This window comes from Armatimonas sp., from assembly GCF_043757465.1.
Classification (GTDB): domain Bacteria; phylum Armatimonadota; class Armatimonadia; order Armatimonadales; family Armatimonadaceae; genus Armatimonas.
This window is the reverse complement of sequence record NZ_JAYVPL010000017.1, coordinates 1-22,269: the sequence shown is the minus strand read 5'-3', so window position 1 is coordinate 22,269 and position 22,269 is coordinate 1. Positions and strand designations below refer to the sequence as shown.

General features: G+C 59.2%; 18 protein-coding genes. 6 read left to right on the top strand and 12 right to left on the bottom strand.

Annotated features, from left to right (window positions below):
* Nucleotides 1-55: 55 nt before the first annotated feature.
* Nucleotides 56-763, bottom strand: coding sequence for an arginyltransferase (locus tag ACH2ED_RS02385; RefSeq protein ID WP_395088593.1), 708 nt, complete (start codon nucleotides 761-763; stop codon nucleotides 56-58).
* A 65-nt stretch (nucleotides 764-828) separates the two neighbouring features.
* On the opposite strand from ACH2ED_RS02385, the gene ACH2ED_RS02380 reads away from it, so the two are divergent.
* The gene (locus ACH2ED_RS02380; RefSeq protein WP_395088592.1) at nucleotides 829-1,962 is read left to right on the top strand and encodes a C39 family peptidase; all 1,134 of its coding nucleotides are present in this window, start codon (nucleotides 829-831) and stop codon (nucleotides 1,960-1,962) included.
* Here ACH2ED_RS02380 and ACH2ED_RS02375 read toward each other — a convergent pair.
* Nucleotides 1,959-3,857: a glycoside hydrolase family 65 gene (locus tag ACH2ED_RS02375; RefSeq protein ID WP_395088591.1), complete on the bottom strand. Its 1,899-nt coding sequence runs from the start codon at nucleotides 3,855-3,857 to the stop codon at nucleotides 1,959-1,961. The two genes, ACH2ED_RS02380 and ACH2ED_RS02375, sit on opposite strands and share 4 nt — an antisense overlap.
* Nucleotides 3,858-3,942: 85 nt before the next feature.
* Between ACH2ED_RS02375 and ACH2ED_RS02370 the strand changes: the two genes are divergently transcribed.
* Nucleotides 3,943-5,004, top strand: a complete 1,062-nt coding sequence (locus ACH2ED_RS02370; protein ID WP_395088590.1) for a GGDEF domain-containing protein — start codon at nucleotides 3,943-3,945, stop codon at nucleotides 5,002-5,004.
* Between the two features lie 13 nt (nucleotides 5,005-5,017).
* Here ACH2ED_RS02370 and ACH2ED_RS02365 read toward each other — a convergent pair whose 3' ends face one another.
* The 3 genes from ACH2ED_RS02365 to ACH2ED_RS02355 form a co-directional block, all read right to left on the bottom strand.
* Nucleotides 5,018-8,251 (bottom strand): glycosyl hydrolase, encoded by a 3,234-nt coding sequence (locus ACH2ED_RS02365; protein ID WP_395088589.1) that lies wholly within the window; start codon nucleotides 8,249-8,251, stop codon nucleotides 5,018-5,020.
* A 36-nt stretch (nucleotides 8,252-8,287) separates the two neighbouring features.
* The gene (gene recF, locus ACH2ED_RS02360) at nucleotides 8,288-9,418 is read right to left on the bottom strand and encodes a DNA replication/repair protein RecF (protein ID WP_395088588.1); all 1,131 of its coding nucleotides are present in this window, start codon (nucleotides 9,416-9,418) and stop codon (nucleotides 8,288-8,290) included.
* 133 nt (nucleotides 9,419-9,551) lie between these two features.
* On the bottom strand, nucleotides 9,552-10,286 hold the full coding sequence (locus ACH2ED_RS02355; RefSeq protein ID WP_395088587.1) for a class I SAM-dependent methyltransferase: 735 nt from the start codon (nucleotides 10,284-10,286) through the stop codon (nucleotides 9,552-9,554).
* Between the two features lie 49 nt (nucleotides 10,287-10,335).
* Here ACH2ED_RS02355 and ACH2ED_RS02350 point away from each other — a divergent pair, with 49 nt between their 5' ends.
* Nucleotides 10,336-10,905 (top strand): hypothetical protein, encoded by a 570-nt coding sequence (locus ACH2ED_RS02350; RefSeq protein WP_395088586.1) that lies wholly within the window; start codon nucleotides 10,336-10,338, stop codon nucleotides 10,903-10,905.
* On the opposite strand, the gene ACH2ED_RS02345 is transcribed toward ACH2ED_RS02350, so the two are convergent.
* On the bottom strand, nucleotides 10,894-11,421 hold the full coding sequence (locus ACH2ED_RS02345; RefSeq protein WP_395088585.1) for a DinB family protein: 528 nt from the start codon (nucleotides 11,419-11,421) through the stop codon (nucleotides 10,894-10,896). The genes ACH2ED_RS02350 and ACH2ED_RS02345 overlap by 12 nt on opposite strands.
* A gap of 6 nt (nucleotides 11,422-11,427) precedes the next feature.
* Entirely contained in the window at nucleotides 11,428-13,314 is a 1,887-nt protein-coding gene (locus ACH2ED_RS02340) for a cellulase family glycosylhydrolase (protein WP_395088584.1), read from the bottom strand.
* Nucleotides 13,315-13,387: 73 nt separating this feature from the next.
* On the opposite strand from ACH2ED_RS02340, the gene radC reads away from it, so the two are divergent.
* Nucleotides 13,388-14,071 carry a DNA repair protein RadC gene (gene radC, locus ACH2ED_RS02335; protein WP_395088583.1) on the top strand — a complete coding sequence of 228 codons (684 nt, stop codon included), beginning with the start codon at nucleotides 13,388-13,390 and terminating at the stop codon, nucleotides 14,069-14,071.
* A gap of 2 nt (nucleotides 14,072-14,073) precedes the next feature.
* Here the strand turns inward: radC and ACH2ED_RS02330 are convergent, their stop codons facing one another.
* The 3 genes from ACH2ED_RS02330 to ACH2ED_RS02320 all read right to left on the bottom strand — a co-directional run bounded on the left by ACH2ED_RS02330 (nucleotide 14,074) and on the right by ACH2ED_RS02320 (nucleotide 18,256).
* The gene (locus tag ACH2ED_RS02330; protein WP_395088582.1) at nucleotides 14,074-17,064 is read right to left on the bottom strand and encodes a hypothetical protein; all 2,991 of its coding nucleotides are present in this window, start codon (nucleotides 17,062-17,064) and stop codon (nucleotides 14,074-14,076) included.
* A gap of 300 nt (nucleotides 17,065-17,364) precedes the next feature.
* Entirely contained in the window at nucleotides 17,365-17,661 is a 297-nt protein-coding gene (locus ACH2ED_RS02325) for a hypothetical protein (protein ID WP_395088581.1), read from the bottom strand.
* Between the two features lie 253 nt (nucleotides 17,662-17,914).
* Nucleotides 17,915-18,256 carry a hypothetical protein gene (locus tag ACH2ED_RS02320; protein ID WP_395088579.1) on the bottom strand — a complete coding sequence of 114 codons (342 nt, stop codon included), beginning with the start codon at nucleotides 18,254-18,256 and terminating at the stop codon, nucleotides 17,915-17,917.
* A 139-nt stretch (nucleotides 18,257-18,395) separates the two neighbouring features.
* Between ACH2ED_RS02320 and ACH2ED_RS02315 the strand changes: the two genes are divergently transcribed.
* Nucleotides 18,396-19,088, top strand: a complete 693-nt coding sequence (locus ACH2ED_RS02315; protein ID WP_395088578.1) for an RNA polymerase sigma factor — start codon at nucleotides 18,396-18,398, stop codon at nucleotides 19,086-19,088.
* Nucleotides 19,066-19,443, top strand: a complete 378-nt coding sequence (locus tag ACH2ED_RS02310) for a hypothetical protein (protein ID WP_395088577.1) — start codon at nucleotides 19,066-19,068, stop codon at nucleotides 19,441-19,443. The genes ACH2ED_RS02315 and ACH2ED_RS02310 overlap by 23 nt, the downstream gene beginning before the upstream one ends.
* Before the next feature lie 148 nt (nucleotides 19,444-19,591).
* Here ACH2ED_RS02310 and ACH2ED_RS02305 read toward each other — a convergent pair whose 3' ends face one another.
* Both ACH2ED_RS02305 and ACH2ED_RS02300 read right to left on the bottom strand, forming a co-directional pair.
* Nucleotides 19,592-21,139 carry an arylsulfatase gene (locus ACH2ED_RS02305; RefSeq protein ID WP_395088576.1) on the bottom strand — a complete coding sequence of 516 codons (1,548 nt, stop codon included), beginning with the start codon at nucleotides 21,137-21,139 and terminating at the stop codon, nucleotides 19,592-19,594.
* Nucleotides 21,140-22,269 (bottom strand): sulfatase-like hydrolase/transferase (locus ACH2ED_RS02300; protein WP_395088575.1); only part of this gene is annotated, 1,130 nt, incomplete at its 5' end.

Sequence of the window (22,269 nt, the reverse complement as noted above, 5' to 3'; positions counted from 1 at the left end):
CTGCTAAAAATACAGGCTATTATACCCCGTATTTTTAGCAGTCAACCTCGTAATTCTACGAGGAGTACGCTTCCCAGTTCCCCGTCTCGGTCAAAATCTCACAGGGCTGAAAGTTGGCTTTGTAGGAGAGACTCGGGCATGCCGCCACCCAGTAGCCAAAGTAGGCCCAGGGCTTCGTTAGTTTTTGGGCCAGGATAATGGTCTGAAGCATTGCAAAAGTCCCCAGGCTGCGGCTCTCCGCCTCAGGCTCATAGTAGTGGTAGACCCCAGAGACCGTACTCGGTGTCACATCCGTCAAGACAATCGCCCGCAGAATTTTCCCCTCCCAGACACTAATCTCCACGGTGGGAATCGGGTTATGGACAAAAGAGAAGGCGTAGTCCTCGGTGGATCGCTCGCCCTCAGGCCAGCCTTTTTGCATCTCTTGCTTCGTGTGGTAGCGGTTGTAGAGCGCCAGTCGTGTGTCGTCTACGACAGGCTGCCCGTAGCACACTTCTAAATCCGCATTCTTTGCCAGCGCCCGACGCTGGGAGCGACTCGGAGAGAACTCCGCCACGGGGATTCGCAGTGGGCGGCACTCGTTGCACTCGGCACAGACGGGATGAAAGAGCACGGGCCCAAACTTGCGCCAGCCTTCGTCCATCTTTTGTTCGTACTCCGCCGCGCTGAGCTGTCCCACGACTAAGTTCTCCATCGTTGACCGCCGATTTGGTAGGTAGCTGCAGGTGTCTGGCCCGGTACGAATTGTTTGAAGAACACGCATGGAAATATTTTATCCGAACTGCTCCGATGAACCGAGGCGACCCAATACGGGCGGTAAAATAAACCATGCTTTCGATCCCTGCTCTGCTTGATGAGGCTGCACGCTGCTGGCGGATTCCTACAGCACTTTTGCACGCGCTCGCCTGGCACGAGAGCCGCTGGCAGCAAGCCCATCGCACTGCCGAGCGTGTCGGTGTGCTCGGCGTGGTCATGGCGGGCAGAACAGACAGCGAGAGGCTCGCCTCTGACCTGCGCTATAACATCAACGAAGGCGCACGGCAGCTCTATCTGTGCTGGAACCGCGCTCCGATTATGGGCAATGGCCGCCTTGAAGACGGGCGCAATATCCTAGAGAGCTGGTTCTACGCTCTGGGGCGCTACGGCACGGGCAAAGAGGGCGCGGCGAGCCATGTCTACGCCAATCAGATGCTGGATGCGCTGGCCTCAGGCGGCGAGGGACGCTTTGCAAAAATTGCCGTCACGCGACCGTCGCCTGAGAAGCTCGCCTGGGGCCGGAGCGCTCCCACCGGGCCGCCTGCGCCGTGGCACTTTGGCGAGGTAGCGCCGCTTCCTGCCGCATTGCCCGTCGTGAACCTCAAGCTTCCCTACGTCATGCAAGTCTGGGACTCGCCCGACGACTTTGATGGGGCGGGCTCGTGCGGCCCGTGCGCGATGATCATGCTGCTGGGAGGGCTGGGCAAGCGGCCTCCCAAGCCTGTGTCTATCTCGGCCTCCTACCCACACACCAGCGCTTGGGGCGGCTACATTAAAGAAATAGACGATGCGGTCTGCGAGCCGAATAGCGGCGCAGTGCACGCCAAGATGCTGGCCTATCTGAAGACCGACTTCCCTACTGCCGCGATTCTCTACAACGAGAAAGCAACTTTTGCGCGAGTTAAGGCCGAGCTCAGTGCAGGACGTCCCGTGATTCTGGGCACGCGTGTGACACCCGCGGGCCATCTCATGACGGCACGGGGTTATGTCTCGGATGGCAAGCGCATCATTGTCAACGATCCCGCCGGGAACCAGACACTCACCGCGCACCGCAACAGCCCCGACGGTGAGCTTTCTCCCACGGGCAACCGCTACTGGAACGGCGGCGGCGAGGGTGCGATCTACGAGTGGGAAGCCCTCGATGTCCGCTGGATCATGACGGTCGGCCCCAAGCCCTCCGATGCCGACAACCCCGAAGATGGCTAGATTGGCGCACTCAGTCCCTCACTTTTTACCGTCCAGCTTGCCGGGAAGGCTTTCTCGCTCACCATCAGCGCGACGGCCCAGAGCAGGCCACCATTGCCAGGAAGATAAAGCGGCAGGTTAGGCCGCTGGTAGTTGTGACCACTGGCCAGATAACGGTTCTTGGGCGTCTCTAGGAGCAGAAACTTCACGGCAAGCTCGGGGAGCTTGAGGCGCGCGGCGGTCATGGCGAGCATCGGGTAGTCCCAGCCCCAGGTGCTTTGCCAGTCCCAGGTTTTCTCCACTTCTAGCAGCGTGCGGTGCATAATCTCTGGGTCAATCAGCGGCGTTTTTGGGAGCAGGCCATACGCCGCTGTCATTGAGGGATGGTCGCGGGTAACTGTGTAGGGAGCTGTCGCAATCGCCGTGTAGACTCCTTCGCGAATCATGGGCTTTGGCAATGCGTCGCGTACTCTGTCCCACTCGGGTTCACGCATCTGCCCGAGCCGTGTGCGCCAGAGCTGCGCGGCCTCCAAAGCCCACCAGACATAGGCCAGCTCAAAGGTCGGGTTGAGCGTCGTGGCGGGCTTATAGCTCTCCTGCGCGGGAATTAAGTTCGGCCCAAGCTGACCGTTTTTGGCATAGCTCGCCAGAAACGCCGCCGTCTCGTGCACCAGCGTTTTGTAGCGCTCCAGCGTTGTTCGGGTCGGCTTGGCCTTGTAGAGCAGCTCGGCATAAAAAATCGGGTGGGGCTGCTGCCAGAGCAGAAAGACACCGACAGGGCTGGGGCTCTCGCGTCCGTCATCGCCGACCATCTTGGGCCAGCGCACCCCGGCAAAGCCCTGTTTTCGCGCCGTCGCCTGTGCCCGTGGGAGTATCTTTTCGTACCAGGGCAGGCTGCGCTCCAGCAGCGCAGGACGACCCCAGAGAGGGAAGTGTGCGGCGTGCCATAGATGCATCTCCAGGTGAAACTTCCCGTGCCAGGAGTTCTGCACCAGTCCTGTTTCCTGCGGGGGCCGCGACCCGGCGCACTGGATCGCGGTGAGGTACTGGGAGAGGACAATGCGCCTTTCCAGCTCACGCTCGGGCGCGGAGCTACCTAATTCCAGCGCACCGCCCGTGCTCCAGAAGCGCTCCCAGTGGCGCAGTGTCGTGCGCTTTGTTTCAACAATGCTCGGTAGTTTCTCGGGCAGGAGAATCTCGGAAAAAGCCAGGATAATCTCGCGTGCACCCGTGAGCAGAAACGTGTGTGGCCCACTCTGAGTGAGTGTCGCGCCTTTGGAGAACGCCAGCGCCGCGTGGTAGCTCTCGCGCACAAAATCGGCGCGGGTGGTCTGAATCGTCGCTTTTGTTGTGTGATGCTCGCTCTCGGTGTGCCCTTGCCAGTCTTTTGCGGGGCCAGGAAAGTGTAGCTGAAGTGGCGGCGCTCCGGGCGAGAGCTTGACTGCCACCAAGTCCAGCGTCGGGTGACAGAGCGTCTCAACCGTGACGGGCTTTCCGGCAAGCTGGAACGCACTCTCGATACGCCCTTCCCAGAGGATGAGCCGCTGCCGCATTTCACTCAGCGCCGCGAGCTCTAGCCCCGCAAAACCAAGTAGCCCCAAATGCAAGCGGTGCGGGTTCTCCCGGAGCCAGAGCCCCGCAGGCGTGGTGGACTGGTCGGGATAGGGGATGCCGCCGTAGCGCGTCTCGGTCTGCTCCAGCGTGTAGCCCGCTGGGTTTGCCTCGGAGCGCCAGCCCCACTGCGACTGTGTCCCGAGCTGCATCGAATTTTTATGAAACTCAGGAAAGCTCTGCAAGCCTGTAATGTCCACGGCAAAGGCAAACTCCCCGTTGCCCACTTGAAGCGGTGTCAGGGCATCGGGTTTGGTGAGCACCACATCGTGACGCGTCACCAGCGCTTTTCGATCAATCGTCATAACACACAATTTCGACAGTGCTCCTCACGTTGCCTCTGTTGAACCTGACAAGTTGATCCGAAAATAAGACAAATCTATGTCGGAAGTGTCTGAACCTTTCAGTTTGCCGCCTCTAATCGAGGAGAAACTCCGCCGCCTGACACTTGTGCTCACTCCGGTCGGGATCCTGACGCTGCTGCTTTCTATATGGCAAAACACTCAGATTAAGAATGCCACCCAAGTTGCACACTACGGCTTACCTTTGCTGAGCATTATCTTTACCATCATCTGGATGCTGACTCTCAAAAATCGAATCTCGGGGCGGCAAGCGACACTGGCCTTCACCATTCCGACCTGCCTGCATATCTATCTAGAGCAGTTGGAGCACTCCGTGACGGGCCTCCTCTATCGGTACGGTGACCCAGGTAATTTTGGCTGGATGTTTGTGATGTTCCTGCTCCTTTTTCTCTCCCTGGATAGCCACCGGGCACGCTGGGTCAGTTTTGCATTTTTAGCCACCCATATTGCGATCTATCTCAGTGGTTTACGTAAGTTTCATCCAACCCCTGAGATTGAGCTGAGCTTTACTCAATACTTCATCGCCAGCATGATCACCATCTGTATCCTGGGGCTTAACTCGGATATCCGGCAGCACCTGGGGAAAGTGCAAACTCTCGCCGACACGGATGCGCTCACCCAGCTCATCAACCGACGGCAGATGCAGCTCTGCCTGGAGCGCAGTGTCCAGAGCCCCCACCCTTTTGTTTTACTGCTGCTCGACATAGACCACTTCAAGCAGGTCAACGATCAGCACGGCCATAATCGAGGGGACGTGGTTCTGAAGGAGCTGAGCCAGCACTTGAGCACCTGCCTGCGCTCGGGAGACTTACTGGGCCGCTGGGGCGGCGAGGAGTTTCTCCTGCTCCTGCCCAACACCGCCGATGAGGAAGCCCAAAAGCTTGCCCTCCGCCTCGTCAGTGCCGTGCGTGAACGTCGCTATGCCAACGACCTGCCGATCACGCTCAGTATCAGAGGAGCCTCCTACCTCCCCGGCGAGCGCCCCGAGGATGTCGTCCACCGCGCCGACACCGCCCTCTACCAAGCCAAACAAGCAGGTCGCGACGGCTTCCGCTTCCACACTCTCGCTGAGGCAGCCAAAGCCGCCTGAGGTCAAGAAACATCTACACAGTCAGGATCGGCACAAGCAGGATTCTTGCGGGGCCGAGGAGGCCGGAGTCGAGGGGTTTGTCGTCGCGGGTCCAGTAGCGCCAGGTGGTAAAAGTGATGCGCTCGGTGGTGGGGCGGGGCTTGCCTTCGAGGAGCCACTTGGGCCAAGCCTTGATCGGGCCGGTCTTGCCCGTCCACTCGACACCCTCTTCCGGGGGGAGCTGCTCGTCGCCGATAAGCCGATTGACCCAGAGGTTGGTAATCTTGACCTCCAGCGTGTTGCTGCCGGGGCGCACCAGCTCCGTAATATCCAAGCGCCATGGGGCCTTCCAGAGCGTGCCCAGCGACTGGCCGTTGAGAAGCACATCGGCGAAGTTCTTCACTATTCCCAGATCTAGGATCACCGCGCGGGTCGGGTCGAGCGTGTGCGGGAAGCTAGTTTTGTAGCTCGCGGTGCCGGAGAAGTACTTGGCATCGGGCTCCGTAAACTCCGTCCAGGAGACCAGTTTTTCGAGTGTGCGTGGCGCTTGGCCGGGGAACGTAAGCGCCCAGCCGGTGAGCACCGTCTCGCGGAGCGCGGGGGCAGTGACTTGCTTGATCGCGCCGCGCGGGTCGGTGAAGGCGTAGGTGCCAGGCGTGTAGGCGAGCAGCTTTCCGCCCGTGAGCGCGAACTCAGGGAGTGCGTTGTCCGGACCGCTACCCAGCAGAACAAGTATCTCGTTCTCGCCGACGGTCTTCTGTTTGGGCTTACCATCAAGTGTGTAGGAGATTTTCAGGTGCTTGACATGCAAGCTGATCGGGTCGCCAAAGAGCGCGTTGGTGGCGGGAATCTCAGTCTCGCCTGCCGCGACCAGCTCTTTCACTTTTGCCGTCACGTCCGCGCCGCCCGCACCGTCGGTAGCCTCGTAGCGTGCGGAGATAATTGCGAGAACGGGGGGACGGGGGGGATTCAAACTGCCGCCCGTGCGCTCGATCTTGGTGAGCTGCTTGCCGGGCTTTGCACTTTTGCGAAACACTACAAACACCGACTCTGCAGGGCCGAGTTGAAGCGTAATATTGGTGTGGGTCTTATCGGCCTGCCAGAGTGGAGCGGCCTCGGTTGCGCCCGTCTCTGGGTGCCAGAGCTCGGGAGCGCGGCCTAGAGTTCTAAAGCCTACCGTGGCTTTCTGATTCGTGTAGCGCTGATTACTGACGAAATAAATCTCGGCATCGGGGGTGCTTCGGTGCAGCCAGACAAAGGGCGTCGCCTTAGGCACGATCACATCGGGCGCGGGCAGCGCGGCTGTCAGTGTCGTCAGAGTAAGCTGCGCGGCGAGCGCTTTAACTTCGGCATCGCACGCGGGGTAGCCCACCAGACTGGGAGACTTCTCGGGCTTGCGGCCCACGATCTTCGCACCCGCCTTGCTTAGCTCCGCGAGCTTGGCCGTGGTCTGGGGCGTCAGCCACACGGAATCAGGGATCATCAGCACTTTGTAGCGCGCCCCACTCGGCAAGACCAGCTCGCCTTTCTCCACTTTGGCGGTCAGCAGCGCCGTGCGATCGCAGCCGTCGTAGTCGTAGCCGGGCGGCAGGCTGGGGCGATAGAGATCGTTGGGGGCATCGTCGCCACAGAACGTCAGTACATCGGCCACAAAGCGCCCGGACTGAAGCAGATGCTGACAGCGGGCGACATAGGTCAGCCAGGTTCCCGCTTGCTTCCACCAGGTCTGCGTGCGCTCTAGGTGCGAGCCCCACGGCCCCATCGTCATCCCGGGCTTCAGATCCAGCCACGGCTGATGGGCATAACGGTGGAAGATATAGCGGTTCACGCCCTGAGAGAACATCCGGTCCCCGAGCGCCTTAATGCCATAGGGCTCCACCTGCCAGCGCCCCTCATTCTCGCCCGCCGTGAAAGACTCCGCCCCCACAATCTTTCGGCCCATCACGTGGGCGCAGCTCGCCGCGATCTTGACGGTCTCGCCCGCACTGCCGCCAGGCACCCAGAACTCACCCATCAAAATATCGCCCTGCATCCCGATCTGCAGATTATCAAAGGGCCCATTGCCATACGGCTCCACCGAAAACTGGAGCTTATTGTCATGACAGAGCTCTTTAAAACGCCCCGTGTAGTTGTCCGCAAACAAATCCGCAATCGTGCGGCGCCAGTCCCACAAGAAGCGCTCGGACTGCTCGGCGCTTCCGATCACGCGCCCGGTGACCACGGGAAGCCAGGGCAGAGGGTCGTAGCGGTGCTGTGCGATAAACGCCCGGCGCAGCTTGGGGGTCCAGTTCTGGCTGCCCATCTCGTAGGAGTCAATCAGCGCATTGTTCAGCGACTTACCCACCAAATCCGGCCCCATGTCGGCAAGCACAGGCGCGACACCCTTTTCCCAGTGCAGCTCGATAGCCTCCCGGCTCAGCTTGTCGCACTCCAGCCCACGGCCCGCCTCGGGCGCAGGGGCGTTCATTGCGCCTGTGGTTGTGTGCCCCATACGCAATAGCAGCCAGCTCCCCGCGGGCGCGTCCCAGGTCAGCTTACCGTCGGCTGTGCACTGAAGCATCACCACATCGGCCCAGGGAGTCGCGGCCTCGGTGGCCTGCCCCTCGCCTGCGGCCCCCTTGACATTGAGCCCTAGCCCATCACCGCCCCGGTCAAAGAGCGCCTTGGCACGGATATTCGAGATGCGCACCGTGTCGCCCGCCGCCGGGATTTTCACCGCCAGCACGGCGATATCTTTGTAGTAGTCCGAGCGCTTTTCAGGCTCTTTGAGAGTTAGTATCAGCTTCGTCCCACCCACCGCTGTGGTCTCGGACCAAGTGAGTACCTGCATGGAAAACTCGGGCGTGATCCAGGGGCCACCGGAGCTCGACCAGCCCGCGCAGTTATGAAAGCACAGCTCCAGCCCAACTCGCTTGGCCTCTTTGGCGGCGTGCACCATCGCCTGTCGCCACTCGGGGGTCATGTAGAGCACTTTGCCCAGCGGAATCCCCTGATCCACATTGAAGATCTGCGCCCCACCAATACCCGCCTGTGCCATCGCCTCCAAGTCAGCCGTGATGCCCTCGTGGGAGATATTGCCGTTCATCCAGTGCCACCACGTATGAGGCCGCGCGGCTAGCGGCGGCGTCTGGAAGTCGGTTGTCGTCAGGATCTCAGCGGGTATAGCCTTGGCTTTGGGCTCTTTCTTTTCTTTGGGCTCTTTGTCCTGTGCAAGTGTCGGAGCAGCGGCGAGGGCAAAGCTAGTGGCGAGAAACACACGTCGGTTCATACAGAGAGATTCGGCAAAAGAATCCTTTGTCCCTGCTCAAGCATCGCGGAAAATTCCCTGGCGAACGGTGACCACTCGGGCATTTCGCACGGCATCGAGTGGGATTGGGCTAAGATCGGTGGTCGTGAGAAATGTCTGCCCGCCACCCGTGAGCGAGAGGGCGAAGATCTGGTTGCGGCGGCTCTCGTCCAGATCGGAGAGGACATCATCTAAAAGCACAATCGGTGGCTCTCCGATGGTTTCTTCGATAAGCTGCCGCTCGGCGAGGCGCAGGGCGAGCGCGACCGTGCGCTGCTGACCCTGGGAGCCGTAAGTGCGCGCGTCTAAAAGCAGGCCACCTGGCGGGCCGATGCGAAACGTTAGATCATCACGCTGAGGGCCAAGTGTGGTGACACCCCGCGCCGTTTCTTCCCGACGTGCGTTTTTCAGCGCCATAGCAAAGGCGTCCACCACGCTCTCACTCAGGAGCGGAAAGGATGCCTGGTAGACCACCTCCAGTGTCTCCAGCCCCGCCGTCAGCGACTGGTGGATAGGGGCAGCGAGCGCCGTGAGCCGCATCAGCCACGCCTGCCGCCGCTCGATCAGCTTGCTTCCGTGCTCGATCACCGGCACGGTCCAAGCCTCCAGCGAGGCCACATCGCCGTGGCCGTGCTTGAAGTCCTTGAGCAAGCGATTGCGCCCCTCCAGTGCTTTTCGGTACGAGGCTAGCGCCAGCGCATAGCGCGGCGAGAGCTGGCTGATCTCGTAGTTGAGAAATCTCCGGCGCTCGTCGGGCTCGCCGCGCACAATGTCTAAGTCGGTCGAGGCAAAGAGCACAGCATTAAGGTGGCCCAGTAAGTCGGTGAGACGCGGCTGCTTGCTCCCGCCCAGCTTTACTAACTTCCCCGAGGTGCCGATGCCTCCCGCACCAATCGCTAGCTCTAAGTCATGCTCAATGTCCCCGAGCTTCTGCACCTCGGCGGTTACCCGAGCGAGCGGGGCCCCAAAGCGCACCAGCTCCGTGTCGCGGCTCGTTCGGTGGGACTTGGTGGTGGCGAGCGCGTAGAGCGCCTCCAGCACATTGGTCTTGCCCTGCGCATTGGGGCCAACTAAGACATTGAGCCCCGTGCCCGGGTTGAACTCCAGGCGCTCGTAGTTGCGGAAGTCCGTAAGCTCCAGCCGGCTCACGTGCATGGGCTACTCGGGCTTTCGCGCAAAAACGCCAGGGTCTCGTCGGTCTCGGCGGCGTAGCGTCTTGCGGCCTCACTCCATGCCTGCCGGTTGCTCTCATGTTCCAGAATCATGGTGTTATTCTACAGCGTCAGTGCTTCTCAAACTTCAGGATCAACGCGAGCGGCAGGCCGATTTGGTCTTTCAGTTGCCCAAAGGTGACGGCCAGGCGGGTGTCCACGAGCGGCTCAGAGGCTGCCATGAGCGTGAGTTGCGCGGCGTAGGCGGCATTGACATAGTCCGAGAGCGTGTGGGGAATCCGTGGGATACGGCACTCCTGGCCCTGCAGATCGGTGAAGCGCAGGTAGGGGGCACGGTCTTTGCGAAACACCGCCGCCGAGGCGGCGTGCTCCTGTGTCAGGCCGTGTGGATGCAGCTCGGAGGTCACCAAAATGCCGCCGGGCTTGAGCACGCGCGCCAGCTCGGTAAATGCGACGTGCAGGTTCTCGACAAAGCTCAGCGTGAGGGCGCAGACAGCGGCATCAAGCGTGGCGGCAGGAATGGGAATGTGCTCCGTGAGGTCGCCCACGCCCCACTCGATAGACAGCTCCGCTCTCTGTGCCTTGCGCTGCGCCACTTCCAGCATCGCGGGGCTAAAATCAACGCCCGCCACTCTGCGTGCGCCAAAGCGCAAGAGCTGAATCGCGTAACGCCCTGTCCCACAGCCAATATCCGCCACGACTTTCCCTGCCACATTGGGCAGCGCCGCCAGAGTCTGTGTGGTCTCTAAAAGCAGCACGGGGCTGCCCGAGAGCCGAGCATCGTAGGTATCGGCGAGACGGTCAAAGCCCTCGGCAGGAGAAAAATAAAGAGCATCGTCATCCACGGACTCTATTGTACTTCAGAGAAACCGCACAATCGCCGAAAATCATAGCATGAATCGCCTTAACTATCCTCAAGCCAAGCTCTCTTTCGAGGCTCCCGCCGGTTTCCGTCGCGTCGTTGCGCCCGGTTTTCTCTGGTGTGGCAAGAGTGCCTCCGGGGAGCGGGTGACAGTCCAGCTCTGGCAGCACCACACGGGCCTGAGTAAGCTCGTGCCCAGCTCGTCCGCGCTGGTCTACACACACCTGCACAAAAAGATGCCAGGGAAGACCTTCCTGCGCGGCCCCGCAGAGGGACTCCAGGTCGGCGGGGCAGAGGCTTCTTTCTCGGGAATCGAGCGCCTCCAGTTTGGCAAGCCTGTTCGTAGCTACCAGATGCTCACGCTTTTTGCGGGTAATCTCTATCTCTTTGAGTACACCGCTCCCACTCCTCAGGCGGAAAAGGGAGTGCGTGCCTTCACGAAGCTGCTGGACTCAGTTCGCTGGACGGGAATGCCGATGGTGAAGCCCCCCGTAGCTCAGCCAGAGCAGGCCAAGCTGGAGAACTTCCTGGGACTGCCCTATCTTCCTAAGCCACGTGCTACCACAACCCAAAGCGGGGGCGTTCTGGGATCAGGGCTGTAGTTTTTCCGCCTTATCAAGGTGATAGTCGGTGTGAACTGCCATCGCTGCAAACCAGGCCCCTAGAGAAAACTTAACCCAAGGCAGGGCAGCGGAGGCTGCTTTAATGTGCTTCAGATCGGCGTTTTGCGTCCGCTCAAGCACGGTAAGAAACCGCACGTGCGCGGCGGCGTAGCGAGCCAGAAGGGGCTGTTTATCCAGAGGCTCCTCACGGGGCTCAAAACCCTTCGGCACCGGATTCATGCGTCCACCAGGCTGCGCTCCCACCATCTGGATAAACTTGCGCTCCAGGAAGTTTGGCTTCCAAGCCGTGGGATCACCGGGTGGGATTGCCTCCCCTGCCAGTGCCTTTTCCATCTCCACCGTCGCTTTTTCCAGTACCACAGCGATATGATCTAGCTGCATTCCCAGCGACCAGGTATTGGCGTCAGGGCGGGCATTGAGCTGCGTATCGGTGAGGTTCTCAGCGAGGCTCCTGCCGCGCTCCGCCTGGGATTTTGTCTTCTCGATAGTATTCATGGGTCACTACTTTCGTATGAGATAGGCCGCGATATCGCTGGTAAAAGCGGGCAGGGGAATGGCTAGTTGGCCGCTGGAAGTGGCGCTAAGAACTTGCTCACGAAGGGCGTTCCCCGCAACTGTGTCCCACCAGACTAGCTTGTAGGCACCGACCCGCAGACCACTGAGGGTGACTGTCCCACCGCCGGGGTGCGCACCCGTGGCGGTGCGCCGTAGCCAGAGCGATACGCGGGTGCCCCCTAGGTCGGACTTCGCCAGTGCGGACACACTCGCACCCACGGGGCCGACCGTGATCTTGCGAATCGTCACCCAGTCCGCCCCCGGGTTTTCCAGAGTGATTTTGTGGACTCCCGCTGGGATCGCTGCTGTGAGGGTTTCGTTAACGGGCGTGTCCCGACTACTGGCCGGGTAGGCTTTCTCCGCCACCACTTTCCCATCCACTTTGATGACCAGTGTCCCACCTGAGCGTGCCGCAGTCTGAACCTCCACAGCGATACTACCTGGCTGTCGCAGTGTCACGGGAAGCTCGGCTTTAGGGAACATCTCGCGGTGGGCGGTGCCCTGCAAGAAGCTGGGCATCTCCCCAATTCCCTCGATCATGCCATCGGCGCCAATAGGATACTCGGTGCGCTTGGTCTCACCCCAGCCCTTGCCCGGCCCCGATGAGGCCACCCCACCATCGGGCGTTATGACACTCACGCTGATCCGGCGCTGTGCCGTCACGCCTGATGCACTCACAAACCCGGTGGCCGCTTTGAACAGCCCATAGAGATTACGTCGCTCAACATGATCCCAGGTCCAGTACTGCGCCGCGCCGGATGCGTCGGAGAAGAGGCTGGCCCAGAGCCCCGCTTTTAAATGCCGCCCCTCATCGCTGTTCAGATCACCTGAGGGCCCAATCTCCCCATAGAAAATCGGCTTCGTCGTCGGCTTCACGGCGAGCGCCGTTGCCGCTAAGTCAGGGGGATAGGCATGGGGCTGCTCGTAGTCCATGGCCGCGTAGAGCTCGCCGCCCGTCAGGTGCGAGCTGGTGGTCACAAGATGCCGATGAATATCGAGCGAGCGCAGATACGCCGCCATACTCTGGTGCCACGCCTCCACGGTCTTAGGAGCGTTCTTTGCGCCCTCAGTCCACTCCACCTCGTTGAAAAGCTCCCATGCAAGAATGCTCGGCGAGTAGCCCCAGCGCGCCACGATGTAGCGCAGCTTATTTTTTGTGCGGCGCAGTGCCTCGGGGTGCGTGAAGAACTCCGCCGTCGTGTTAAGAAATCCCCCGTTCTTCGCGTTCCAGGGATTCTCGCCCCAGTTGGAGTTGACACTCAGCGCATACGGCCCGTGGTGCTGCAAGACAAGCTGAAAATAAATTCCGTGCTTCTGCGCCGCTGCAACAATCCCATCCCAGCGCCGTGCAACGCTCAAGCTGAGGGTATCGTCTTTAGTCTCCCAGTCCAAGTTTTTCCCGTCCCAGTGGCACATCCACACCCGCGACCAGTTCTCCCCCGCCGCCCCGAGTTTCGCAAACGCATCGCTCACATCAAAGTTGCCTGAGCGCCACGCGACGTTATGCCCAAGTGGCCAGTAGAGCCTGCCATCGTCGTGGACAAAGCTCAGCCCCTTGCACCTCACAAAATGCAGCGGCTGTGGCTGGGCAAGCGTGGTGAGCTTCGCCCGCACCAGCGCTCCATTGCGAGCAAGGCTCACCGCCTGCCACTTGCCCTCTTCCGCTTCGACGGTGAGCCTTGCCCGCCACAGGGTGCTGCCATCGAAGAAGCCAAGCTGTGTCTTTTGCTTTCCCTTGGGGCCTCGGAAGACAACACGAACATCGTTTCTCTCGGGATCGTAGGGATTGCCTGCCACACTGGGTAGCTCAAACTGAGCCTCGTAAGTCGCCATGAAAATATTGTAGCTTGATTTTATAAGATTCGGCACTTCCCAACCGTTTTAAGGACGAAGGAAACCAACCATTATGTACCATACACGAATTCGAGAGCTACCCACCGAGGAGCGTCCCCGTGAGCGACTAATCCACAACGGAGCGGACGCACTCTCCGTCTCGGAGCTTCTGGCGATCTTGCTGCGCACCGGCACAGAGAAATATAGCGCGGTCGGGCTGGCAGATCACCTACTAGCTCAGTTCGGGAACCTACGAGGGCTGTCTCATGCCACCATTGAGGAGCTGGCCACCGTGCACGGGATCGGCCCCGCGAAAGCCGCACAGCTCAAGGCGGCCATTGAACTAGGTCGGCGACTGGTAGCGGCCAGCCCCGAGGAGCGCACCAAGATCCGCTCCCCACGCGATGTTTACAACTTACTGGGGCCGATGCTCCGAGAAGAAAAACGCGAGCACTTCATGGCAATTTTATTAGACACAAAAAATGGGGTTCTCAGAAGTCGGACGGTGAGCGTGGGTGATCTGTCCAGTAGCATTGTCCACCCACGCGAGGTCTTTGCGGAGGCGATCCGGCACTCCGCGGCCAGCCTGATTGTCGCCCACAATCATCCATCGGGCGACCCGGCTCCCAGCCCCGAAGATATTGCTGTCACCAAGCGCCTCGCCGACGCAGGGGAGCTTCTGGGAATCGAGGTTCTGGACCACATCATCTTAGGGGACAACCGCTGGGTCTCTCTCAAGGAGAAAGGGCTATTTTAGAACTAAAACTTCACGCCGAGCTTGGCCTCGGCCTTGTAGTCCGTGCGCAGCGGCCCGGAGGCGACGGCAAGGTTCGATGTCATGGTGCCGCCCATGGTGAAGTTCATCGCGGAGCCGACATTATGGGTCAGACCAAAAGTATAGATTTGTAGTCCCTTAGGGCCTGCGCCATAGAAAAATGTGTTCTTGTAGGTACTGTTGAGATTCGTGTAGCGATTGAAGCGCATCCCAAGAGTGAGCAAGTACTCCCCAAACGATGGTGCTCCGGCCTTGACGGCCTCCGCGTGCTTGATATCGTACTCGTTCATGGCGTAGGTGCCACCGAGCTGGATCGCTCCCAGGTTTGCCGCGAGCCCGTACTCGTGCCGAGTGAGGGCGCTCACCTGGTTCTGCTTGGCCGGATCCTCGGGGTTGAGGGTGTAGGCTCCGGTCACCTGGAACCCGGAGAAGGGCCGCAGGGCAAGCCGTGCATTGGCAGTATCCAGGTTCGCCGCCGCGTTGGGCGTGGCAGCTCCCAGTGAAAAGCGATCTTTCAGGTTGCCCGAGAACTGGAAAGCACTCTTATCGGTGCCCAGTGCGGCTCCGTACTGTGTGACCCCGATCCGCGTTGTACCGTCTTCCGTAGACTGCCAGGCTCCGGTAAGCTTCGTTCCCGGCATGGGCATCAGCTCTGCCCCAGTTGTCAGGCTGGTAATATTTTTCGTGGTGCCCGCAGCAGAGCCACTTGGCATGAATGGAGTGATGAGCTGGTCTTTCTGCTCCGCGGAGAGGATGACCTTGGGCGAGGGCTGGAGCTTAACTCCGACCCCTTGCCGCTGCTCGGTCGACGCCCCCGTCTCGCTCTGGCCCGTGCTCAGGGTAATGCTCGCACCGGTTCCCTTGGTGCCTCCCGCTGACGCTAGCGAGAGTGCTGTATCTTGCGACGCTCCTGTGGTCTTGGGATCGGGGGTATTTGTCGCCGCCTGTGTGGTACGCACCGTCGCATCTGCAGTACCGAATTTGCTTGTCAGCTCTGTTTTATTGGTAACGACTTCCGTTTTACGCGCCGACGGGTCTGTTTTGTCGTCCTCGGTGCGGCTAAAAGCCAGCCCGGGTCGTTTTGGCCCATTGGCAAGCCGTACCTGGAAAGTCGCGAGATCAGCCTCAGACTCTTTTTGATCCACGGTTACTTGAGTATTTTGTTGAAGCTGGTAGGATAAGTCCGCCGTCCCAACTCGATGCGCCACATCGTAGCGTTTTCCCACAGCCCCAAACCAGTCTTTAGCCTCAGGCTTGCGCTCATCTTCGGAACGAAAAAAACCGAACTTGGGTTGCTTCTTGCCATCGCCGTAGCCCAGGGTGTAGCTGCGCTGCTCCACGTCTATATTTTTCTTGTCGGGCGTCAGCACATCCGCACTAATAGACTTCGCGTCCACACTCAGCGGGCCTAGCTGGTCTTTGAAGCCCACAATGTTGCTATCGGTCTTGGTCACTCCGCTGGCATCGGTGCGCTCCTCCCCAACACGGGTGAGGATGACTCCGGGTGTCCCTGGTTTTGTCCCCGCATAGTTGAGCCCCAGAGTCTTCGTCTCAACCTCTACTTGCTTCTTATCTGGTGTCGCCGTGAGCACTTTCTGTGTTCGAGCGACCAGATCAGCCACCCCGAACTTCCCTGTGCGCCACTTGTTTGTCAGCTCCGCGAGATCGGTGCCCGTCCCAACTCTCACTCCCGCCGGATTGACCGTAAAGTTGTTATTACGCGCAACATTAAGTGCAGGCTGGTTCTTGGGAACATAGGCAAGCGTGTAGGCTTCCTGGTTGACCTGGGTTACCTGTTTAACATTTTTTTCATTGGTAGCGACACGGCTCTTGTTGGTCTTAGCATTGATATTAAGCCCCCCCACTTTGCCAGCAAGGTTGCCTTGCTCTACCTGCGAACCTGTTTTAAAGCCCGTGACATCCGTCTTGGAGTCTTCCGTACGGTTTAACCCTACATTAGGAACCCCTTTGGCGTTGAGATTAAAGGCGATATTTTCCTGTAGTGCTCCCGCCTGCTTCTGGTCGGGAGTCGTGGTGGTGGTCTCGTTACGCTTGGCGACAAGATTAGCCGCGCCGAGCTTCCCTGCAAAGTCTCCCCCCTCCGTGACGGTGGCAGTGAGTAGCCCCTTGGCATCGCGCTGATCTGTCGTACTGCGAGCGAAGTTGGCTAGCGGTGAGCCTTTGGTGCCACCCAGTCGCAGTCCCAATGTCTGGGCCTCGCTGGCCCCTTTACCCGTCAGATCGCGAATCTCGGTGCGCCCTACATTAAAGCCGAGCCACTGTGTCGGAGTCATCCGCCCTGCCAGCCCCAGGTTCTGTGTGGCGTCAGCGTAGCCAAAGCTCTTCCCCACACTGGGTGCAAACTGCTTGCCTCCCCGCAGGAAAGAGACATCCATACCGTTTTTGGTATTTCCGGTGGCATATCCGAGCTTCACGCCGACGCGATCGGCGGCAGCTCCCCCTGCATTAGCTGTGGCTCCCTGCCCAGCATCTGGCGCGAAATTGAGCTGCGACGTGAACCCACCCCCGAGTAGAGCCGTCTTGGAGCTGAGGTTCCAGACAACGCGTGCGCTGGTATTATCCGCACCCGGCATGGCCGTCATTGAAAGGCTCGAAATCCCTAAGGCAGCCAGTGAGACCGTCAGCGGGGCAGCCGGAGTGGCATTGGGGTTTTTCTGTGCGATTCCCAGGTAGTAGCCGTAACGAACACGTATGAGCTGTGTACGCTTGATGGGAAGCTGGAAGACCAGCTCTCCTTTGATCACATCCAGAGTATAGGCCCCGACTCCTAAAAGCTTCCCATCCACAAAAATCTGGACAGGGTTACCCAGCCCACTTTGGAAGCTACGCCAGGTAAGGATATAGGGACCCGGCTTATCCTGCCCCAGGAAAGTATCATCCGCCATCGTCGGCGGTGCCAGGTTGGTGGCGTACTTTGGAGTGACTGACTGAAGCTGCGCGACACTGTTACGCACAGGCGGAGGAGGAGGTACTTGAGCGGCGGGTGCCTGAGCCAGAGTGGGCAATCCGGCAAGGACAGACAAGACGAGGGAGAGGGCTAGGCGAACCTGTCCCGAATGAATTTGATCTTCTCCTTGATTTCTCTCTGTTTTTCTCATGGCCACGGTACGCTCCCTTACTAACTACTGTTGGTTGACGCCTCCGGTTCCCTTAGACTCTATTCTATCGCCTACGTTTCAGAATTCAATAAAAAAAGCCCATCCCCAGCTGGGGATGGACTCTTTACTGCAACCTCTCCCAAGGGAGAGTCTTAGCTACTCGCCCCAACCAATGTTCTTCACAAAGGTAAAAGCAGTCTCACCGGGACACATGACCCACACGTTGATGCTACCGTTGGATGCGGTGCTAAACCCAACTAGTGTGCCAGCTGGGTAAACTTCACCCCAGCCGATATTATCGCCCCAGCCGATATTATCACCAAGAACATCCACGACCACAATATTCACTACAGGAACAACCGCGCTGACAGTAGGAGCTGCCTGAACGGGGGTAGTCACGCTGAATGCGCCTAGTGCAGCACAGGCTCCTAAAAATGTAAACACTCGCTTCATTACTTTATCTCTACCTTCCTAACCTGGTTTACAAACAGCTTCTACTTTGGAGACCAGTTCCCCCAGTAGATTTGCGGGGGTGGTAAGACAAGTCCTGCCACCGACAGCTATCGAGATTAAACCAGAGGGTATGGCCAATGTCAAGGAAATTCTTAAATCTTTATAGTAAAATTACCAGTTTTTTTTGAGCACGACAAAAAAAGACGAAGGAGCCGATTAGCCCCCCCGTCAATCTTGGCACTTCGCCTCTAAGTTAGCGACGTTGCGCACGCTCTGCACGAAGCTGATCCACTAGCTCGCGTGGTGCCAGGTGAGGCAGCATTGCCGAGGCAAGCATTACGGGCCAAACCAGCGCTTCTATCCCGTCTTCGATGCCCACTGGTGAACCAAAGACCACCGTGAGAATCTCTAGCGGAATCTCAAGAACTTGAATCAAAAACATCCCTCCGATGCCAAGGACAAACGCGAGCAACTTCTTTGCCAGAGGGATGCGGCGGTCTCGTAACAACGCAAAACCCAAGGCCATATCTATGCGTCGGCGAACAGCCTGTGTCGCAACCTGGGTTCCTGCAACTTTGAGCATTTGTTTGTTCATTCTGATTCTCCTGTACTTAGTCACTTCTCAAGCCTGAAAAGTTGCGAAAACTAAGCCGTAACGCAAAGGGCCTCTCTCTCGTTATAGAGTATGTGAAACATTTAACACCAGATTGTGGCTATGGTACTGTGCAACTGAGATGACACCGCGCGACGATGAGCCGACAGACCGTGTCCTTGTCCAGCGGACTCTGGCGGGAGACACCCCGGCATTCTCACAGCTTCACCGGCGCTACTATGCACGGGTGTTTCGTCACGCCCTTTTTCGCTGCCGTAGCACAGCAGATGCCGAAGATATCGCTGCCGAAACCTTTGTCAAGGCAGTTCACTATCTGCCTCAGTACCGTTTTCAAGGAGACTCCCTTCTTCCCTGGCTCTGCCGTATTGCGACCAACCTGGTGATTGATCAAGGGCGGCGTGCCCACGGCCAGGCCCCCCTCTCTTTGGAGGGAGCAGTGGATGATGTCCGAGCACTCATGGAGAATCTCCACGATGAAGGCCCCAACCCGCATGAGCTGGCCGAACGCCACGAGACCCAGGTACTGATCCGCTCGGCTGTGGCAACACTTCCGTCGGATCAGGCCGATGCGATTCTGCTGCGCTTTGGCGGTGACCTCTCCCTACAGGAGATTGCAGTTGCTCTAGGACGTAGTGAAGGGGCGATTAAGTCACTAATTCATCGTGGGCTGGTAAACTTACGCAAGATTCTTTTGGAGGAGGCGGTGCGCAGCGGAGCAGTGGAACAGCAGCGACGAGCCAGTGTCTCGAAATCCAGCCAACAAAACTCAGAAGCTCCTCTGCGAAAACGTTATGGAACCCACATCGAACTCTAACGACTCTACCCAAACAGGGGGCTTTAACTTGCTCTCACCTACCCTACGGCGTGTTCTGGACGCGCTCTTGGAGGGTCGCACGATTGAATCTTCCGATCGGGCCGCGCTGACGGAAGCGGAGTGGATTGAGCTGCGTGCACTCGCTCGCACAGCCAATCTCACTCGCTTGACACTACACCAACCTGACCCGACTCCTCAAGCGGAGGCAAGTGCACTCGCACAAGCACAAAAGATACTCGCAGAGATAGGGCCCCGCTCCTCAGCACACCCACAGGCCCTAGCGCCGCTCAACAATAAACTTTCCTGGCTGGAGCGCCTGCGCGGCTTCCTTGGAATAGAGGAAGACAAGGATTAGAAAACGGGGTGTGTTAATTCGGGCTGCGGGTTCGACAGGCGGAGCGGGTATCTTCTGAGGTGGCAACGGCTCGCGGGCAGCGATCTCGGTGAGCTGTAGTCACATCACACTGGATATTCAAGGCACAATTGGCGACCTGTGGTGCTTTTTAGGCCTGCTCAGCAGGCTTCTTCTTCGCCACGACGTTGCAGCGCTCCGCCCAGGAGTCCCAGGCTTTCCCAAGTGCCACCACACGCCCCGACTCACGACTTGCGAGATTGTGCATCTCCGTCGGGTCGGACATTAGGTTGTAGAGCTCCCAGGGCTTGCCGCTCAGGCCCACCAGCTTCCAGTCGCCGTCGCGCACCGATTTGTTACCCTCGTGCTCGATAAAAATCTGGCGGGGAGCGAGGGTTTTTCCCTGGAGCACGGGCACGAGCGAGGAGCCTTCAAGTGCGATTTTGCCGCGGGGATAGGCTGCTCCTGTGAGCGCCAGAACCGTCGGCATAAAGTCCGTGATGTAGCCCGGCTGCGTGGTCAGAGTGCCCGGCTTGGTTTTCAAACCCTGCGGCCAGTGAACGATCATCGGGGTGCGGATGCCGCCTTCGTGGTTGTAGTGCTTGTAGAGCCGCCACGGGGTATTGCTCACATTGGCCCAGCCACTACCGTAGCTAATGTAGCTCTTCTGCGTACCGACTGTTTTCAGATCATCGCCGGTATGCAGGGTATTCTTCGGCCCCGAGCTCTCATCGAAACCCCACGGATCCCACTCCGCGCAGCCGCCGTTGTCGGAGAGGAAGAAGATTACGGTGTTGTCGAGTTGGCCGGTCTTTTTGAGATGGCCCACCACTCGTCCGATGTTCTGATCCATCCTATCCACCATCGCGGCAAAGACCGCCATGCGCCGTGCCAGATCGCGCCGCCGATCTTCGGGGAGGCTGTTCCAGGCGGGGTTGTCTTTATCTGCCCAGCCCGTTTGCTCGTTGTAGCGGTTTGCGGGTACGATGCTTCGTGGTGTCAGCGCAAGATTACCCGGCACCAGCCCGAGTTTTTTCTGCCGCGCCAGCCGCTCCTCGCGAATCCGATCCCAGCCTTTCTCAAGGTAGAGTTTCTCGTACTTCTGGATCTCATTCTCCGGGGCGTGGAGCGGGAAGTGGGGAGCGTTGAAGGCCAGATACAGAAACCACGGCTTGCCGCTCGACTGCCCCTCGGTGATGAAGTCGAGCGCATAGTCCCCAAAGACATCGGTGGAGTAGAACTGGTCGGGGGCGTAGGGGCGCTTGGTTCGGCTCTCGGGCCAGCGGGTGTAGAAAGGACTCTCTTGCCAGCAGGAGTTGTAGCCGCCGAGCATTCCGTAGAACTCATCGAAGCCGCGATCCGTGGGTTTGTTCTGCTGACTGAGGTGCCACTTGCCCACCATGTAGCTCTTGTAGCCCGCAGGCTTCAGCACTTCGGGGAGTGTGGCGCAGTTTGGTGCCAGCACGCCGCTCAGGTTGGGGAAGCCCGCCTGGTGCGGATGCAGGCCCGTGAGAATCGCAGCGCGGCTGGGGCTACAGCGGGCCGAGTTGTAGAACTGGGTAAATCGCAGACCGCCTTGCGCCAGCCTATCCAAGTTCGGTGTCTTGATCTCCGAGCCATAGCAGCCCAGATCCGACCAGCCGAGATCGTCGGCGAGGATCAACAACACGTTGGGCTTGGCAGGCTGTGTGCCGAGCATCTATTTCTTCCCTCCCAGGCCCTTAAAGGCGGGGGGAGCCATGTCTTTGCTCCAGTCGCGGTAGCGCTTTGTTAGCTCCGCAACTTTCTCCGGGAGCTTTTGGGCGAGATCACTTGTTTCGCCCGGATCCGAGTCAAGATCATAAAGCTGATCGGGGCCGGTCTTGGTATGGATGAGCTTGTAGTGGCCCTGCCGCACCGCCCACACTGCCCCCGCTGCATTGTGCCAAAAGAGAGTTTCGTGGGGGGATTCCGTGCGCTTGTTGGTTAAATAGGGCAGGAGATTCACACTGTCGTAGGGCTTATCGGTGGGGAAGGGAAGCTGAGCCAGCGCAAGAGCCGTGGCAAAGACATCGAGCGAGCTCACGGGCTGCGCGTAGGTGGCTCCGGGCGGGAGCGTGCCAGGGTAGGAGAGGACAAAGGGAACGCGAACTCCCCCTTCGAGATGGCTACCCTTCCCGCCACGAAGCGGGGTATTGATTGAGCCATTGCCCTGCTCGCCAATCGGGCCGCCATTGTCGGAGAAGAAAATCACCAGCGTGTTCTTCTCTTGCCCGCTCTCGCGGAGTGCCTTGCGAACCTCCCCAATGGCATCGTCCATCAGGCTCACCTGCGCGGCGTAGCGACGGCGGCGGATATCGGTGATGCTGGCAAAACGTGCGAGACGCTCAGGCGTGGGCTCATTGGGGGTATGGGGTGCGTTAAACGCTAGATAGAGGAACCAGGGTTTCTGTGCGTGCTTTCGGACAAAAGCACTCGCCTCTCGCCCAAAAGCCTCGGTGAGGTGGGTGGGTTCCTCGACAGGCTTGCCATCGCGTTCCAGGGAGAGGAGATACTCTTGCTTGGGGTTCTCCTTCCAGCTCTGATAGCGGTGTCCCCCTCCCAGAAATCCATAGCCCTCGTCGAAGCCACGTCGGAGCGGGCTGTGTTCGGGAGCCGCGCCAAGATGCCACTTTCCAATCCAGCCCGTCATGTAGCCCTCTTTCTTGAGGTGTTCGGGAAGAAGTGTCTGGGAAGTCGGCAGGCCTTCGGTGTGACGACTCCCCCCGCTAAAGCTGGGGGCTTCTTGGGAAATCCATGAGGCAATCCTCTTGATTAACTCCCAAAGGCTCCGTCCGAGCCGTAGGCAAA